The organism is Pigmentiphaga litoralis (genome assembly GCF_013408655.1).
GTDB classification, from domain to species: Bacteria; Pseudomonadota; Gammaproteobacteria; order Burkholderiales; family Burkholderiaceae_B; genus Pigmentiphaga; species Pigmentiphaga litoralis_A.
Window position 1 is genome coordinate 238,430 of sequence record NZ_JACCBP010000001.1, and the last position, 17,500, is coordinate 255,929.

Here is a 17,500-nt window from a genome sequence, read left to right on the forward strand (position 1 = left end):
GAAGAATCCTTGCGTAGATCAGTTGGTGACCAGGACGTCGATCACCTGGCTCGTAGAGTTGAAGCGTACCGCAGCCTTGAGGGGCAGGGCGCCGGCCGGTGCGTCGACCGCCTGGAACGTCAGCGTCTTGGCATCGAACTGCAGCCAGGCCGGCAACGGCTGGCCGTTGTCGAGCACGGCATCGACGGCAACCGCGTTGGCCGGCAGCACTGCCTTGACGGCTTCGGCAGGCACCTTGAACGACCAGCTCGTGCTGTTGCCGGTCTGGACCGCGAAGTCCATCGTGGACGTTTCGCCACGCGGCACCAGCGTCAGTGTACCGGTCACGGCACGGCCGTCCGCGGTCGCGCCAACGACATTCGCGGCCGAGCCCATCGTGGCCGTTGCCGGCACGGTGGCCGCGGCGATCACGATGCCGTTGCTGCTGCCGCCCGAGGTCATGGCAAGGTCGCTCACGACCGGCAGCGTTTCGGTCGCCGCGGGCGGCGGGGTCAGCACGGCCTGGGTCTGCGTCGCCACCACAGGCGCGGGCACGGCCGGCGGCAGTACCGGCGGCAGGGCCGATGCGGCAATGATGTCCCCGGTGATCGTGAAGCTGTTGGACGCCAGCAGGTAGTTGCCGGCATCGGCGCCACCGAGCGAGAAGCCCGACACGTTCATCGTTTTGCCGGTGCCCACTTCGGCATCCAGGAAGGCGGCGATCGGGTTCACGATCGTCACGTTGTCACCGGCCACGCGGTTGTCGTTGAACTGCACGATGCCCACGGTGGACCCGTCATAGACCTTCGGCAGGCCCGTGCCCGTGACGACCAGCGTGGCCCTGGCGATATCCGCCGTGGTCGACGCCGTGCCGTTGACGGTGTAGTTGGCGGCGTCCGCACCCGTGGCGCTGATGCCGGACACCAGCACCTGCTTGTCCTGGCCGGCGTTCTTGTCCGCCACCGACGCGTTGGCGTAAGACAGCGTCAGGCTGTCATTGCCCAGGCGGTTGTCAGCCAATGCCACCGCGACCGCGGTGGACGCGTCGTAGGTCTTGTCGATGCCGGTGGCCGTTGCCGTCAACGCTGCCTTGGCAACGGTGGCGGTGGTGGTGGCCGTGGTGTTGGCGACATAGTTCGCCGCGTCCGCTCCCGTGACGGAAATACCCGCCACGTTCACCAGCTTGTTGGCGCCGGCGTTCTTGTCGGCATAGGCCGCGTTGCCGTAGGTCAGCGACAGGCTGTCGTTGCCCAGGCGGTTGTCGGTCAGGGCGACGTTGGCGGCGGTGGTGGTGTCGTACACCTTGCCGATGCCGGTCGCGCCCACCGTCAGTTGCGCCTTGGCAATGTTGGCCGTGGTGGATGCCGAGGTGTTGGCGACGTAGTTGCCTGCGTCGACGCCACCCAAGGTAATGCCCGCCACATTGACCGCCTTGTTGCTGCCGGCGTTCTTGTCCGCGAATGTGGCGTTGGCATAGCCCAGCGTCAGTTGATCGGCGCCCAGTCGGTTGTCGTTCAGGTTGACGTTGGCAACCGTGGTGGCGTCGTACACCTTGTCGATGCCAGCCGCGCCGACCGTCAACGCCGCCTTGGCGATGGTGGCGGTGGTGGCTGCCGTGGTGTTGGCGACGTAGTTGCCTGCGTCGATGCCCGTCACGGTAATGCCCGCCACAGACACCGTCTTGCCGTTGCCCGCGTTCTTGTCCGCGAAGGCGGCAGTGCCGTAGCCCACGCTCAACTGATCGGCGCCCAGGCGGTTGTCGTTCAAGTTGACGTTGGCAACGGCGGTGGTGTCATACACCTTGTCGATGCCGGCCGCGCCCACGGTCAATTGCGCCTTGGCGATATTGGCGGTGGTGGCAGCCGACGTGTTCGCGATGTAGTTGCCTGCGTCCGCGCCCGTCACCGTAATGCCTGCCACGTTGACAGCCTTGTTGCTGCCGGCATTCTTGTCGGCAAAGGCGGCGTTGCCGTAGCCCAGGGTCAACTGATCGGTGCCGTAGCGGTTGTCGTTCAGGGTCACGCCAGCCACGGTCGTGGTGTCGTACACCTTGTCGATACCGGCCGCGCCAACGGTCAACGCTGCCTTCGCAATGGTGGCCGTGGTCGACGCGGTGGTGTTCGCGACGTAGTTGCCTGCGTCGGTGCCACCGATGGCAATGCCCGCCACGGTGATGGCCTTGCCGGCCCCGGCGTTCTTGTCCGCGAACGCCGCATTGCCGTACGACAGCGTAAGGCTGTCGCTGCCCAGGCGGTTGTCGTTCAGCGCCACGGCAGCGTTGGTGCTTGCGTCGTACACCTTGTCGATGCCGGCTGCGCCGACGGTCAGCGCAGCCTTGGCGATGGTGGCGGTTGTGGAAGCCGTGGTGTTCGCGATGTAGTTGCCTGCATCGGCGCCCGCCACGGTAATGCCTGCCACGTTGACGGCCTTGTTGCTGCCGGCGTTCTTGTCGGCAAAGGCAGCGTTGGCATACGACAGCGACAGGGCGTCGTTGCCCAGGCGATTGTCATTCAGGTTGACGTTGGCAACGGTGGTGGTGTCGTACACCTTGTCGATACCGGCTGCGCCAACGGTCAGTTGCGCCTTGGCGATATTGGCAGTCGTGGCCGCCGTGGTGTTGGCGATGTAGTTGCCTGCATCGGCGCCTGCCACGGTAATGCCTGCCACGGTGATGGCCTTGCCGGCTCCCGCGTTCTTGTCCGCGAACGCCGCGTTGCCGTACGACAGCGTCAGGCTGTCGCTGCCCAGGCGGTTGTCGTTCAGGTTGACGTTCGCAACCGTCGTGGCGTCGTACACCTTGTCGATACCGGCCGCGCCAATGGTCAACGCTGCCTTCGCAATGTTGGCCGTGGTCGATGCCGTGGTGTTGGCCACATAGTTGCCTGCATCGGCGCCCGTGACCGTAATCCCGCCCACCGACACGCTCTTGCCCGCACCCGCGTTCTTGTCCGCAAACGCCGCGTTGCCGTAGGCCAGCGACACGCTGTCATTGCCCAGGCGGTTGTCGTTCAGGGTGACGCTCGCACCGGTCGTCGCGTCGTACACCTTGTCGACGCCGGTCGCGCCAATGTTCAGCGCGGCCTTGCCGATGTTGGCCGTGGTGGCGGCCGTGGTGTTCGCGATGTAGTTGCCTGCATCCGCGCCCGTGACGGCAATGCCCGCGACGTTCACGGCCTTGCCGTTGCCGGCGTTCTTGTCGGCAAACGCGGCATTGCCATAGGCCAGCGTCAGCTGATCGTTGCCCAGGCGGTTGTCATTCAAGTTGACGTTGGCAACGGTCGTGGTGTCGTACACCTTGTCGATGCCAGCCGCGCCCACCGTCAATTGCGCCTTTGCGATGGTGGCCGTGGTGGCGGCCGTGGTATTCGCGGCGTAATTGCCGGCATCGGCACCCGTCACCGTAATGCCTGCGACCGAGACCGTCTTGCCGTTGCCGGCATTCTTGTCGGCGAACGTGGCGTTGCCGTAGCCCAGCGTCAGCTGGTCGGCGCCCAGGCGGTTGTCACCCAGGGTCACGTTGGCCACGGTCGTGGCGTCGTACACCTTGTCGATGCCGGTGGCGCCAATGGTCAACTGCGCCTTGGCGATGCTGGCCGTGGTCGTGGTTCCAGTGTTGACGGCATAGTTGCCGGCGTCGGCGCCCACGACCGTGATCCCGGCCACCGACACCGTCTTGCCGTTGCCCGCGTTCTTGTCGCTGAAGGCGGCGTTGCCGTAGCCCACGGTCAACTGATCGGCACCCAGGCGGTTGTCGTTCAGCGTGACGGTGGCAGCGGTGGTGGTGTCATACACCTTGTCGATGCCGGCCGCGCCGACCGTCAACTGCGCCTTGGCAATGTTGGCGGTGGTGGTGGTGCCGGTGTTGGCCACATAGTTGCCCGCGTCCGACCCGGTCACGGTCAAACCCGTTACCGAGACGGTCTTGCCGTTGCCGGCATTCTTGTCGGCAAACGCCGCGTCGCCGTAACCCAGGGTGAGCTGGTCGGTTCCCAGGCGGTTGTCGTTCAGGTTGACGGTGGCAACGGTGGTGGTGTCGTACACCTTGTCGATGCCCGTCGCGCCGATGGTCAACGAAGCCTTGGCGATGTTGGCAGTGGTGGCAGCGGTCGTGTTGGCGACATAGTTGCCGGCATCCGCACCGGTCACGCTGATACCCGCGACCGAGACCGTCTTGCCGTTGCCGGCGTTCTTGTCGGCAAACGCGGCGTTGCCATAGCCCAGCGTCAGCTGGTCGGTGCCCAGGCGGTTATCGCCCAGGTTCACGTTGGCAACGGTGGTGGCGTCGTACACCTTGTCGATGCCGGATGCGGCAATCGTCAGCTGCGCCTTGGCAATGTTGGCCGTCGTCGCAGTGCTCGTGTTGGCCACATAGTTGCCCGCATCGGCACCGGTCACGGTCAGACCCGCCACCGACACCGTCTTGCCGTCGCCGGCATTCTTGTCGGCAAACGCGGCCGCGCCATAGCCCACCGTCAGTTGATCGGCGCCCAGGCGGTTGTCATTCAAGTTGACGTTGGCAACCGTCGTGGTGTCGTACACCTTGTCGATGCCGGTCGCGCCGATGTTCAACGACGCTTTGGCGATCGTGGCGGTCGTGGTGGCAGTGGTATTGGCCACGTAGTTGCCGGCGTCGGTCCCGGTCACGGTCAGGCCCGCGACCGACACCGTCTTGCCAGTGCCGGCATTCTTGTCGGCAAAGGCCGCATTGCCGTAACCCAGAACGAGCTGATCGGCGCCCAGGCGGTTGTCGCTCAGGTTGACGGTCGCAACGGTGGTGGTGTCGTACACCTTGTCGATGCCCGCCGCGCCCACGGTCAGTTGTGCCTTGGCAATATCGGCAGTGGTCGACGTACTGGTGTTGGCCAGGTAGTTGCCTGCATCGGCGCCGGTCACGGTCAGACCCGCCACCGACACCGTCTTGCCGTTGCCGGCGTTCTTGTCGGCGAACGACGCACTGCCGTAGGCCACGGTCAATTGATCGGCGCCCAGGCGGTTGTCGTTCAGGTTGACGGTGGCAGCAGTCGTGGTGTCGTACACCTTGCCGTTGCCGGTTGCGCCGATGGCCAACGCAGCCTTGGCGATGGTGGCCGTCGTTTGCGTGGCGGCGCTGGTGTCGATGACGTAGTTGCTCGCGTCGGCGCCGGCAATGGTCAGGCCCGACACCGTCACCGCCTTGTTCGCGCCGGCGTTCTTGTCCGCAAAGGACGCGCTGCCATAGGCGACCGTCAGGGCGTCGTTGGCCAGGCGGTTGTCGGTCAGGTTCACCGTGGCGGCCGTGGTCGTGTCGTAGACCTTGTCGATGCCGGTTGCGCCAACAGTCAGTGCGGCCTTGTTGATGGTGGCGGTCGTGGCCGCGCCTGTGTTCACCACATAGTTGCCGGCGTCCGCGCCAGACAGGGTGATGCCCGATACGGTCACGGCCTTGCCCGCGCCCGCATTCTTGTCCGCAAAGGCGGCTGCGCCGTAGGCCAGGGTGAGCTGGTCGGTGCCGATACGATTGTCGGCCAGGGACACGGTGGCGCCGGTGGTGGCGTCATAGACCTTGTCGATGCCGGTTGCGCTGGCGGTCAATGTGGCCTTGGCGATGTTGGCCTTGGCGTTGGTGACGCCCGACGTGTCGATCGTGTAGTTGTCGGCATCGGCGCCCACGATACGCAGACCCGTCACGGTGATCGCCTTGTTGGCGCCCGCGTTCTTGTCCGCAAATGCTGCGCCAGCGTAGCTGATCGACAGCGCGTCCGTGTTGGACACGCGGTTGTCGACCAGGCTGACCGTGGCCGCCGTGGTGGCGTCGTACACCTTATCCGTGCCCAGAAGCGAGACGGCGAGCAGCGCCTTGCTGATCGCGCCCGAACCGATGGCCGTCGTGCCCACGGTGTAGTTGCCGGCATCCGCGCCCGACAGGGTGACACCCGTCACGTTGATCAGCTTGCCGGTCCCGACATTCTTGTCCAGGAAGTTGGCCGAGGCATAGCCCAGCGTCAGCTGGTCCGTGCCCAGGCGGTTGTCGGCCAGGGTGGCGTTGGCCACCGTCGTGCCGTCATACACCTTGTCGGCGCCGGTTGCCGTGGCGGTCAGCTGTGCCTTCGAGATCGACGCGGTGGTCGATGCCGTGGTGTTCGCCAGCACATAGTTGCCCATGTCAGTACCGCCGGCGGTAATGCCGGAAATGCTGATGGCCTTGCCCGCGCCCGCGTTCTTGTCGGCGAACACGGCATTGCCCGACAGGGTCAGCTGGTCGCCCGCAAAGCGGCTGTCGGTGTAGTTGACGCTGGCAACGGTCGTGGCGTCGTACACCTTGTCGACACCGGTTGCGCCGACCGTCAGGCTGGCCTTCGCCACGGACGTCGTCGTCGTAGTGGTGGTGTTCGCGGTGTAGTTGGCGGCGTCCGTGCCCGTGACCGTAATGCCTGTCACGTTGACCGCCTTGGCGGCACCCGCGTTCTTGTCAGCCAGCGCCGCCTGGCCATACGCCAGGGTCAGCACATCGTTGCCCAGGCGATTGTCGTTCAGCGTGACGGCGGCGTTGGTGGTCGCGTCATACGTCTTGGCCACGCCGGCCGCGCCAACGGTCAGCGCCGCCTTGGTCACGTTGGCCGTGGTCAGTGCGCCCGTGGTGGACGTGGTGTAGTTGCCTGCGTCAATACCGCCTACTGCAATGTTGGTGACAGTCACGGCCTTGCCGTTACCGGCGTTCTTGTCCGCAAACGTGGCCGTGCCGGTAATCGTCAGCTGGTCATTGGCAAAGCGGCCATCGGTGTAGGCGACCGTGGCGTTACGCGTCGTGTCGTACACCTTGTCGACGCCGTCGACCGTAATGCTCAGGTTGGCCTTGGCAATGTTGGCCTGCGCCGATGCGGTCGTGTTGGCCGTGTAGTTGCCAGCATCGGCGCCCGTGACGGAAATGTCGGACACCGTAATCGTCTTGCCGTTGCCCGCGTTCTTGTCTGAGAACGCCGCGCCGCCATGGGTCAGCGTCAGCACGTCGCTGCCAAGGCGGTTGTCGTTCAGCGTGACCGTGGCGCCCGTGGTGGAGTCATAGGTCTTGTTCGTGCCGGTGGCGCCCACCGTCAGCACGGCCTTGTTGATGGTCGCCGTCGTGGCGGTCGTGGTGTTGAACGTGTAGTTGTTTGCGTCCGTTCCGGCCAGGGTGATGCCCGTGACAGCCACGGCTTTGTTCGCCTCGGCGTTCTTGTCGGCAAACGTCGCCTGGCCATACCCCAGCGTCAGCACGTCGGTGCCCAGGCGGTTGTCGGTCAGCGCCACGGTGGCGCCGCGTGTGGCGTCGTAGGTCTTGTCATTGCCGGTCGCGCCAATGGTCAGCGCGGCCTTGGTGATCGTGCCCGTGCCAGAGGTAGTGCCGACGCGGTAGTTGCCCGCTGCGGCGCCACTGAGCTGAACACCCGACAGCGTCAGCGCCTTGCCCGCGCCGGCATCCTTGGTCGCAAAGACCGTGGTGCCGCTGGCGGCAACCTCGTCGCTGTTGACGGTGTTGCCCAACGTGAACGTCGCGCCGGTCAGACCCGTGGTGGCGTCATAAACCTTGCTGCCAGTGGCATTGACGGTCAGCACGCGCTGGTCGACCGTCAAGGTGCCATCGGTGACGGCGCCCAGCGTGTAGCCGTTGGCCGTCACCAGCGATGCGCCATCCAGCTTGATGGCATAAGGCGATGCGGTTACCACGGCGGTTGCGGCCGAACCGTCCGACGTCACGACGGGCGAACCGGCCAGCACGGTGGCCAGCGAGTCGCCCACATAGGCGTTGGTGACGCCGGTTTCCAGCCCGCCAATGGTGAAGGCGGACGAGACGTCCAGCGCGTCGCCATAGGTCTTGGTCAGCGTCTTGCCGCTGAAGGTCAGCACCGGGGTGGCGTTGAACAGGTAGCGGTTGCCGGTGGCCGTGACCGATGCGGGCGCAAGGCCTGCCAGCGTCGCGTTCCAGACAGCGGTGTTCTGGCTGTTCAGGTTTCCGAAGGTATTGCCGGCCTTGTCGCCCACATAGATCAGCCAGCGATGGCCCGCGTCGGTTGTCACGGCGCTTGCGCCCGCGTTGTTGATGAAGTGGCCGGTGGTGCCCGTGGCCAGCACGGCGTTGCCGTTGGCGGCCGCGACGCTGCCGCCCGCGGCGATCGTCAGGTCGCTGCCCGACGTGATGAGGGTGTCGCCCGCGGTGCTGCGCACCGCGCCCGTCACGGTCACGGCGCCGTCACTGACGATGTCCACGCCGTTGACGGCGGTCGCGCCCTTGATGACCGCGGCATTGCTGCTGGCCACCTTGATGGTGTCACCCGACAGGGTCAGGCTGCCGAAGGTATTGCCGGTGTTGCTCAGGTTGATGCCCAACGTGCCGGCGGTCGAAGGCATTGCCGTAAAGCTGGCGTCGCCCGTGATCTGCAGCGTGGTGTTGGCGGCCTGCACGATACCGGTCTGCACGTCGGCGCCGCCGCTGACGATGGCCGGCGCCGCAGTGGTGACCGAGATCTTGCCGCCGATCGCGTTCTGCGCGCCGGCCAGGGCAACGGCGTTGCCGGCGATGGTCGGTCCGCCGAATACGTCGCTGCTGGCGTCGCTGATGACAGTCAGATTGCCTGTCTCGACGCGGTCACCCAAGGTGACGACGCCGTTTTGTTTGACGACGGTCGTACCGGTGGCGCCCGAAATGGCAAGCGTGCCAAACAGGTTGCCGGTATTGCCCAGGTTGATCGACGCGCCTGAAGGCGAGAACGTGCCTGCGACCTTGACCGAGGTGCCTGCGGCCTGACTCACGGTCTGGCCAGCGGCATTCAAGGCATAGTCGGCACCGACCAGCGTGTCGCCGAGCACGGTACTTGCGGCGCCCCGGTTGTCGATGGCCACGTTGCCAGCGGTGTGCGTCGTGGTAAGCGACAGGTCGCCCCCCACGGTCAGCTTTGCGCCGTTGGCCTGGGTGATCAGGTCAGCGGCATTCAGCGCGGCATTGCCGGCCACGCCTGTCGTGGCGCCCAGCGAGATTCCGCCGGTCGACGTTGCGGTCAGGTTGCCGCTGAGCGCGGTGGCGCCCAGGGTGGTCGCCGCGCTTTCCAGCACGGTGGCGTTCTTGCCGGTCAGGCTCAGTACGCCAAAGGTATTGCCGCTGCGGTCCAGCGTGATGTTGTTGGTGCCCGCATTCAGCGTGACGGCCGCGTTGCCCAGGGCCCAGGTATTGCCTTGCAGGATGTCGCGGGTATTGGTCAGCGCCAAGGCCGATGGGGCGGTCGATACGGTCACCGCGCCAAACGCATTGGTTGCGCTTGTCAACGATACGGCGCCGGGCGCCGACACGGTCAGCGCACCCGAGGTGATGCCACCTGCCGTCTGTTGAATCGCGCCACCGGTGGTCAGCGCCAGCGCGGTGGTGCCGGCTGCCAGGTTGCCGGCCAGGGCGATATTGCCCGAGTTGGCGACACCGATGGACAGCGAGGCCAGGCTGGCCGGCAGCTGGCCCAGTTCGCTGGCCGTCAGGCTGAGCGTGTTGGCCGTGGGTGTCGAGGCGCCCAGGGTGATCGCACGGCCTGCCGAGAAGGTCTCGACGGCCAGTGCGCCCGTGCTGGTGATCGCGCCGCCCAGGTCGATATCGTCGCCGATCAGGCGCAGCGCGTTGGCGCCTGCGTTGACCGTTCCGTTCAGATTCAGGGTGCCCGTGCGTGCGTTGAGCGACGTGCCGGCTGCCGTGACCAGCGCACCGTTGACACGCACGCCCACGCCTTGCAGCGCACCGGACGCCGTCGTGGTCGAGCCGGTGTAGACCTGCGCGCCGGTCGTGGTGACATCGCCGAGGGCGAGGGCGCCGCCGGTCGCGGTCAAGGAGGTCAGTGCCGTCGTGCCGCCCGTCGTGCTGAGCTGAATGCCTCCCGTGCCCGCATCGAGCGTCAGCGCGCGTGCGCCGTCGATCCCGCCGTGCAGGACGATGCCGCGGTTGGTCGTGGTCACCGTGGTGCTCGTCGACAGCGTCGTGCCGCCGTTGACCGTCAGGCCGCCGGCTGCCAGCACGTTCGTTGCGCCATTCAGGGTCAGGCGCCCGCCGATGGTGCTGGCGGCCGCACCGCCGAGGCTGGTGGCTTGCTTGAGCGTGACGTTGCCTGTCGCGGCCAGGTGGCCGCGCGTAGCCAGGGTGTTTTCAAACGAGGTGGTACCGACGCCGGTCAATGTGATGGCGGCGCCCACGCCGCTACCGAGTTGGACCGTGTTGCCAACCTGCCCGGCAAAGGTCGTGGTCGCTGCTCCCGAATTGACGGAAAGATTGGCGGCCCCGTTGAGCGCGCCGCCGATCACGACACCGCTGCTGTTGGAGATGATGGATGTGTCGCCGGCCAGGTCCATCGCTTGCGTCTGAACGCCGCCGTACGAGCTGAAGGTAGTGGTGGCGCCCGACCGCCCGATGGTGACCAGGCCCGTGCCGAGGTTGGTGCCGGTCAGGCCGTTGCCGAGCGTCACATTGTTCTGGAAGCGCGTCGCGCCGCCGCCCTGGACGAGCAGACCCGAGTTGGCGTTGACCGTGCTGGCGAAGGTCGAGGCGCCGGAGCCTTGGAGCGTCAGCGCAGCGTCCGCGCCGGCGCCAAGGTTGCTGACAGCGCCGGTGAACGTTTTCGTGCCTGTGCCAGTGCTGACAATCAGGTCGCGTCCGCCGCCCGCCAACGTGTCGGCAAAGGTGACGCCGCTGTTCAAGGTGGCGATGGTGGAATCGCCGCTCAAGGTCACGGCGTTGTTGAACGTGATCGCGCCGCCTTGCGTGGCGCTGCCCAAGGCGCCCGCCACGGTAATGCCGCCGGGCGCGGTGAAGGTCATCGCGCCGGCCACCCCCAGGTTGGCGGGTAGCGTCAAGGTCTGCGCGCTAAGCGTCAGGCCGGTCAGCAGCGGCGAGATGTTGTTGAGGCCGGTGATTGCACCGGCGCCGCCCGCCAACGCATTGAGCGTCAGGGTCTGCGCGCCAGTCACGGCGCCGCCAAGGGCAATGGTGCTGCCGTTCGAGGTGATGGTGGTGGCGCCCGACAAGGCCATGCCGCCATTGAAGGCGATGCCGTCGTAGCCGCTGAAGGTGCCACCGATGGCCACGGGGCCGGCAAAGGCCGAGCCCACGGTGCCGTCGGCCAGCGTGACCGCCTTGGCGAACGTGACTGCGCCGGCAGCCGTCATGCCGCTGCGGGCGTTGACGGTGTCGCTGAAACTGGCCGCCCCGGTGCCCGACAGGGTCAGTGCCGCGCCCGTGCCGTCGCCCAGGGCGGTCGTGCCGCCAATGGGGCCCACGAAATTCTTGACGCCGGTGCCGTTGGCGATCGTCAGATCCCGCGCACCGTCGATGCTGCTGGTGAAACTGACGGCCGAGTCGACCGCCGTCACGGCGGACGTACCTGCCAGGACAACCGGGCCATTGAAAGCGATGGCGCCTGCTGCGGTGCTGGTCACGTTGCCGTTCAGCATGATCGACGAGCCGCCGGTGGCGGTGTAGGACTGCGCGCCATTGATCGCGATGCCGCCCGCAGGCAGGGCCAAGGCGTTGCCGGTCACCGACAGGGACGTTAGGTCCGAGCCGATGCGGTCCAGGCCGGTGATGGCCCCGGTGCCCGCGTTCAAGGTCAGGCCGCGTGCGCCATGCACGGTGCCTGCGGTGGCAAAGGCGAGGGCGCTGTTGTTGGTCGACACGGTGGCCGCGGCGTTCTGCAGCGCCAGGCCGTTGCGGAAGGTCAGGCCATTGAAGGCTGAGACGTTCTGTGCGGTGGCCTTGGCCAGCGTCACTTCGCCCGTGAAGAGCGAGCTGGCATTGCTGATGGCCGAGCCGAGGGTCACGTCATTCTTGAACGTGACCGGGCCCGTCATCGACACGCCGTTGTTGGTCTGCACCGTGGAGTCGAACGTGGCGTTGCCCGACGTCAATTGCAGGACGGTGCTCGCGCTGGCGGCATTGCCGATATTCGATACGGCGCCGCGGAAGTTGGCGGCGCCCGTGCCGGCATTCACGATCAGCTGTTTGTTGGCGCCTGCCACGGCGCCGTCGAACGTGATGGCCGAATTGACGGACTGCACCGTCAGATCATTGGCAAGCGTGGTCGGGCCGGTGAAGGTAATGGCGCCGGCCGCCGTGCTGCTGACGTTGGCATTGATCGTGATGCCGGCCGCCGAGGTGTACGACTGCGCGCCCGCGATGGTCATTGCTGGCAAGGCCAGGACGCTGCCCGCCGTGACCGACAGGCCGGTGCTGGCCGCGCTGACGCTGCCCAGGCTGGTGACGGTGCCGCCCGCGTTCAGCGTGACGGTATTGGCGCCCACGTTGATGCCGGTGGTATTGCCGAGGTTCGCGATATCGAAGGTGCCGCTGTCGGTATAGCTCAGCGCACCGGACAGGCCCGCCGCCAGCTTGGTGACATGGTTGCCGGCGTTGGTCAGCGTAACGGGACCCGTGCCGCTGAGCAGCAGCGAATCCGCGCGGATCGCGCTAACCTGGGTAATGGCGCCGCCCGCGTTGACGGTCATGCCATTGGTCACGGTCGACGTATCGAACACAATGCCGTTCCTGGCCAGGATGTCGGCGGTGTCGGCCGACACGATCTTGACCGTGCCGAAGTCGCTGCGCGGATTGGCATCAAGCACGATCTTGTTCGTGCCCGCCGTCAGGGTCGTCAGCCCACTGACGTTCCAGGCGTTGCCATCGGAAATCAGATCGTTTTCGGTGATGGCCGCGTTGGCAGCCGTCACCGTCAGGTCACCCACCTTGTTCAGTGCTTGCGTGAACGCAACATCATGCGTGCCGGCATTCAACGCGACCGACGCGGTGCCAAGGGTCCAGGCACTGGCCTGGGTGATGTCGTCATTTTCAGTGATGGCCACGCTGGTGGCGCCAGCGATCGCCAGGTTGCCAAGGACGTTGGCCGAATGGGTCAGCGTAATGCCGGCGTTGGTGGCCGTGGTCGTCAGCGACGTCGTGCCGGTCGTGGTCCAGGCGTTGCCCTGGGTGATCACATCGTTTTCGGTAATGGAAACGGCGCCGCCCGTGATCGTCAGGTTGCCCATCTGATTGGCGACGTTGTTCAGCGTGATGGCCTTGTTGTTCTCGGCAACCAGGTCGACACTTTTTCCGGCCAAGGACCATGCGCTTCCTTGCGTGATCGCGTCGTCTTCAGTGATCTTGACCGATGTCGGCACCCCCGACGTCGTGATGATGTCAATGGCACCCAGCACGTTGCCCGATGCCGTCAGGTCAATGCCGAAGGCGCGCGAGTTCAGCGTGACGGGCGCGGTGCCCACCTTCCAGGCCGCAGCCTGCGTGATCGCATCGGCTTCGGTAATGAAGACATACGACGGCGTGCCCTCGATGGCGATGTTGCCCAGCACGTTGGACAGGTTGTCGAGCGCAATGGGCCCGTTGGTGGCCTTCAGGGTCGTCGTGCCCGTCGTCACCCACTGACCGTTATCCGTGATGCTGCTGTTTTCCGTGATGGTCACGGTGTTGCCGCGCAGCGTGATATCGCCCAGCACGTTGCCTGCCTGGGTCAGCGAAATGTTGCCGCCGCCGCTGACGATGCCCGTGCTGTTGTACGCGTTGAGCGTGGTCTGACCGGCGTTCCACGCCGCAAAGTCGGTGATCGCGTCCTTGCCGGCCGTGTCCTTGGCGGAAATGGTCGTCGTCCCGCCACCCAACACTTGCAGGGCGCCCAGCACGTTGTTGGCGTTGCCGAGCGTGACCACGTAGCCCTGTGCATTCAGGGTGGTGTTGCCGTGCGTGGTCCACGCCAGGTTCTGCGCAATATTGTCCGCTTCGACAATGGTGACTGCGCCGGCTGTCGTGGCGCCGGTGTTTTCCTGGGTCACCGTCAAGCCGCCAAACACATTGCCCGAATGGTTCAGATTGATTGCCTGGTCGTTAGTGGTGGTGACCGACACGGAACTGGGCGTGTACCAGGCGCCGCTCTGCGTGATGGCGTCGTTCTCGCGCAGGGAGATCGTCGACCCATTGGAAATGGCGATGTTGCCAAGCACGTTATTGGCGTTGTTCAGGGCAATGTTGGTAAAGCTGCCGAACGACGTTGTAGTGTTGCTGCCCAGCGTGACCGACGTGTTCGACGCCTGATTCAATGTGCCGTTGTTATAGGACGAAAGGTTCAGGTTGCCGGACAGGGCGATATCGCCCAGGGTCAGCGTGCCGGACGTATTGCGCACCGTGGCATTGCGGGCCGCGGCGATCGCGAGCCGTGTCCACGTGTTGCCGTAGTCCGTATTCAACGTGATGTCGGCGGTGCCGGCATTCAGGTTGGTCGCGGTGGACACGACCGTGTTCCAGTTGCTGCTCTGCGTGATGGCGCCGTTGTTGGTCGCCACCGACAGGGTGCCCACGCTGAACGTGCCGTTGGTCGACGACAGGTCGATCGCATTCTTGTCGTAGATCGTTGCCGTGCCGCCGCCGGCCACCGTGATGTGGTTGAAGTCGTTGCCCGTGTCGGTCAGCACGATGTCTTTCGCGCCGCCAGCCAGGAAGGTCGAGTACCCGTTTGTCGCGGTGCCATTGACGACGATCGCGCCCGTCTGCGTGATGCTGCCACTGTTCGCGTAGACCTGCAGGTTGCCGGTCAGGGTCATGCCGGGCAGCGAGACGCTGGGTGCGTTGTCGTAGCGCAGCTTGACGTTGCGCAACTGGCCGACCGTGGTCAGGCCGTTGATGACGGCTGCATTGGCGTTCGTGTTGCGCAGCTGGATGTCCTGGAACGTCCCGGCGCCGGCCGTGGCAAGCGTGACGGTGCCGCCAATGCTGTTGGACGCGCCGGTCAGGTTGCCGTCTTGCAGATTCGACGATCCAAGGAACAGGTTCTTGTTCGCTGCGGTAACCGTAAAGCTGGCGTCCCCGGTAACGGTCAGCGGCGCGCTGCTGTACTCGTTGTTGTACTGGCTGATGTTGCCGGCGGCCGTGACCGCCAGGTTGCCGGTGACGGTGCTCGCGCCCGTGCCGAACATCAAGTCGTTCTTGTCCACGAACGTGGCGGAGCCGGCGGTGTTGACCTGCAGGAAGCTGCCGAAGTCGTTGCCTGCATTGCCGAGCACGACCGTGCCCGCGTTGGTCGTCGTGATGTTGCTGTAGCCGGTCGCGGTGTACACGCCGCTTTGCGAGATATTGCCGCCGGCGACGAGCGTGACGTTGGCGCCGGTGATCGAACCCAGTGCCAGGGCGTTGGCGTCGCGGACGTTCACCGACCCGTTACCCGACGTGACCGACAGGTCGCCCTGGAAATTGTTGGCGTAGGTGAGCGTGACGTCGGACGGAGCCGCGCCAAAGCCGCCGCTGCCGGCGTTGACGGTGGTTGCTCCGACCACCGTGACGACGCCCGTCGAGCCCACGGCGCCACTGGTCGTGACCGACAGGTTGCCCGCGACGGTCGATGCACCTAGCTGTACCGCGTTCTGGTCGCGCACGACGACGTTGTTGCCGACCGCACTGACGATGTTGTAGTCGGAGTTCGAATTGTTCAGCGTGATGTTGCCGCTGCCCGCATTGAAGGTAGCGACGTTGCGGTTCACGATCGACCGCGTGTTGCCCGTGATGTCGCGCCCGTTCGACGTGACATTGAGCGCGCCTGTCACGAACAGTTCGCCCAGGTCCACAGCGCCGGTCGCGGAACCCAGTTGCGTCACATCGAGCAGCGCCGCGCTGACCTTGCCGGTAGACAGGGTGGACGATGCCCCCTTGCCGCCGTTGGTCATGGTGACCTTGCCGGACCCCGCATCGATGCTGCCGGTATTGCTGAACGACGCATCGCCTGCATCGCGATTGGACGTCGCGGCGGTGTCGTTGAATTTGAACGTGATGTCGCCGTCGGCGCTGTAGATGGCTGCGTTGACGGCGAGGGAGCGGCCTGCCTGGAAGGTCAGGGCCCCGCCCGTGGTGACGCCGTTATTCGGGGACGTCGTAATGCTGCTGTTGACGGTCAGGTCATTGTTGGCCTGCAGAACGACTGCCGTGCCTGCGTTGGTGATGGCCGTAATGGCGGCCGCATTGACGTTGCTGTCGGCCGAGGGCAACGTGTCGAAGCCCACGGTGCCGCTGGCCGGGGCGATATCGCCGCCGCTGGTTACCACCGTCAGGTTCTTAGGGTCCAGCAACAGCGAACCTGCCTTGCCCTGGTCCGCGCCGGCATCCACGATGCCCGCAAAACCCAGGTTTTCCTTGCCCGACACTTCGACCTTGCCGCCGTCGCCGCCGGCCTTGCCACCGCGTGCCTTAATGCCGCCCGCGAACACCGTGTCGCCATCGGCCCACATCACGACCTTGCCGCCATCGCCCTGCGCGGTGGCCGACGCGTCGATGGTCACCTGCTGGCCCACCACCGTCTTTTGCGCGTTCGCGACCGACACGTTGCCGCCTTGCCAGTCGCCGCCGGCCAGCACCGTGCCGCCGCCCGCCGCGCCCTTTGCATCAATGTCCGTACCATCGAACAGGCCGACGCGCTGACCGGTGACCTGCACCGTGCCGCCCTTGCCGGTGGCGCTGGACACATCCAGCTTGCCGGTGACTACGGCGTCGCCGTTCACGCCGGCGTCCAGGTAGATGGCGCCGTCACGCTCGACCAGGCCTTGCGCCTGGATCGTCCCTTGCGTGTTGACCGAAGCCCCCAGCAGCGCATTGGCTGCCGATGCGGCCATGATCACGCGGCCACCGTCGGCTTGCACCAAATGGCGGTTTTCGACCAGCGCGCGCACCGTGGCCGGGTCGACCTTGACGCTGACCAGGCCGTCACCGGCCATGTCGAGCGTGATCGTTTCGCCAGCCGCCATGGCAACGGTGCCGAGCTTGGCAGCCACCACGCCTTCGTTCAGCACTTCAGGGGCGAGCAGGGCCACGTAGCCGCCGTCGGCCGCATGCAGTTCACCCTGGTTCACGACCGAGCCGGTCGCGCCATCCCGCGCAAACCGGTAATTGCCCTTCAGGAAATCGTCGTCCTTGATGTTCAGTGTGCTGGCGACCAGGCCGCCCACGTCCACGCGCGCACCCGCGCCGAACATGACGCCGTTCGGGTTGACCAGGAACACGCTGCCGTTGGCGGTCAGGCTGCCGAAGATCTGGCTGGCATCATTGCCGACGACGCGGTTCAGCGCGACCGAGCCCATGCCGGGCTGCTTGAAGTCGACCGAGGCCTGGCTGCCGATGTTGAACGACCCCCAGTTCAGGATGGCCTTGTCGGTGCCTTGCACCACGGTCATGCCGTTGCCGGCCTGCGTGATGGTGGCCTGGCCCGCGACCACTTGGCCGCCGGTGGGCAGCGCGTTGACGGCGGGCGGCGCGGCAAACACCGAACCGGTGGCCCCCGCAAGGATCGCTGCCACCAGCGCTTCACGTGCCCGCGACATCATGCGCAGCAGCAGAGCCGACAACCGTTTGCGGGGGCGCCAGGTCAGCGTCGCCTTGCGGCCGCCAATGCGGATGTGAACGACGCGGGGTTTGGCTTGAGTGTCTTGCTTGCTCATGATGGCAGTCCTGCCCGGAGGGCGGTACGGCCTCGCTGCAGGAGGCCGGTTTGATTCG

Annotated in this window: 1 protein-coding gene; it reads right to left on the reverse strand. The window is 65.9% G+C overall.

The features are described 5' to 3' along the window. Nucleotides 1-18 precede the first annotated feature (18 nt). A complete protein-coding gene (locus HD883_RS01015) occupies nucleotides 19-17,442 on the reverse strand; it encodes a YDG domain-containing protein (RefSeq protein WP_179588249.1) in 17,424 nt (5,807 codons plus the stop codon). Between the last annotated feature and the right edge of the window lie 58 nt (nucleotides 17,443-17,500).

What these genes read in the sequence shown, in the direction of transcription:
- HD883_RS01015 (WP_179588249.1), bottom strand. Translation starts at nt 17,442, where the DNA reads ATGAGCAAGCAAGACACTCAAGCCAAACCCCGCGTCGTTCACATCCGC.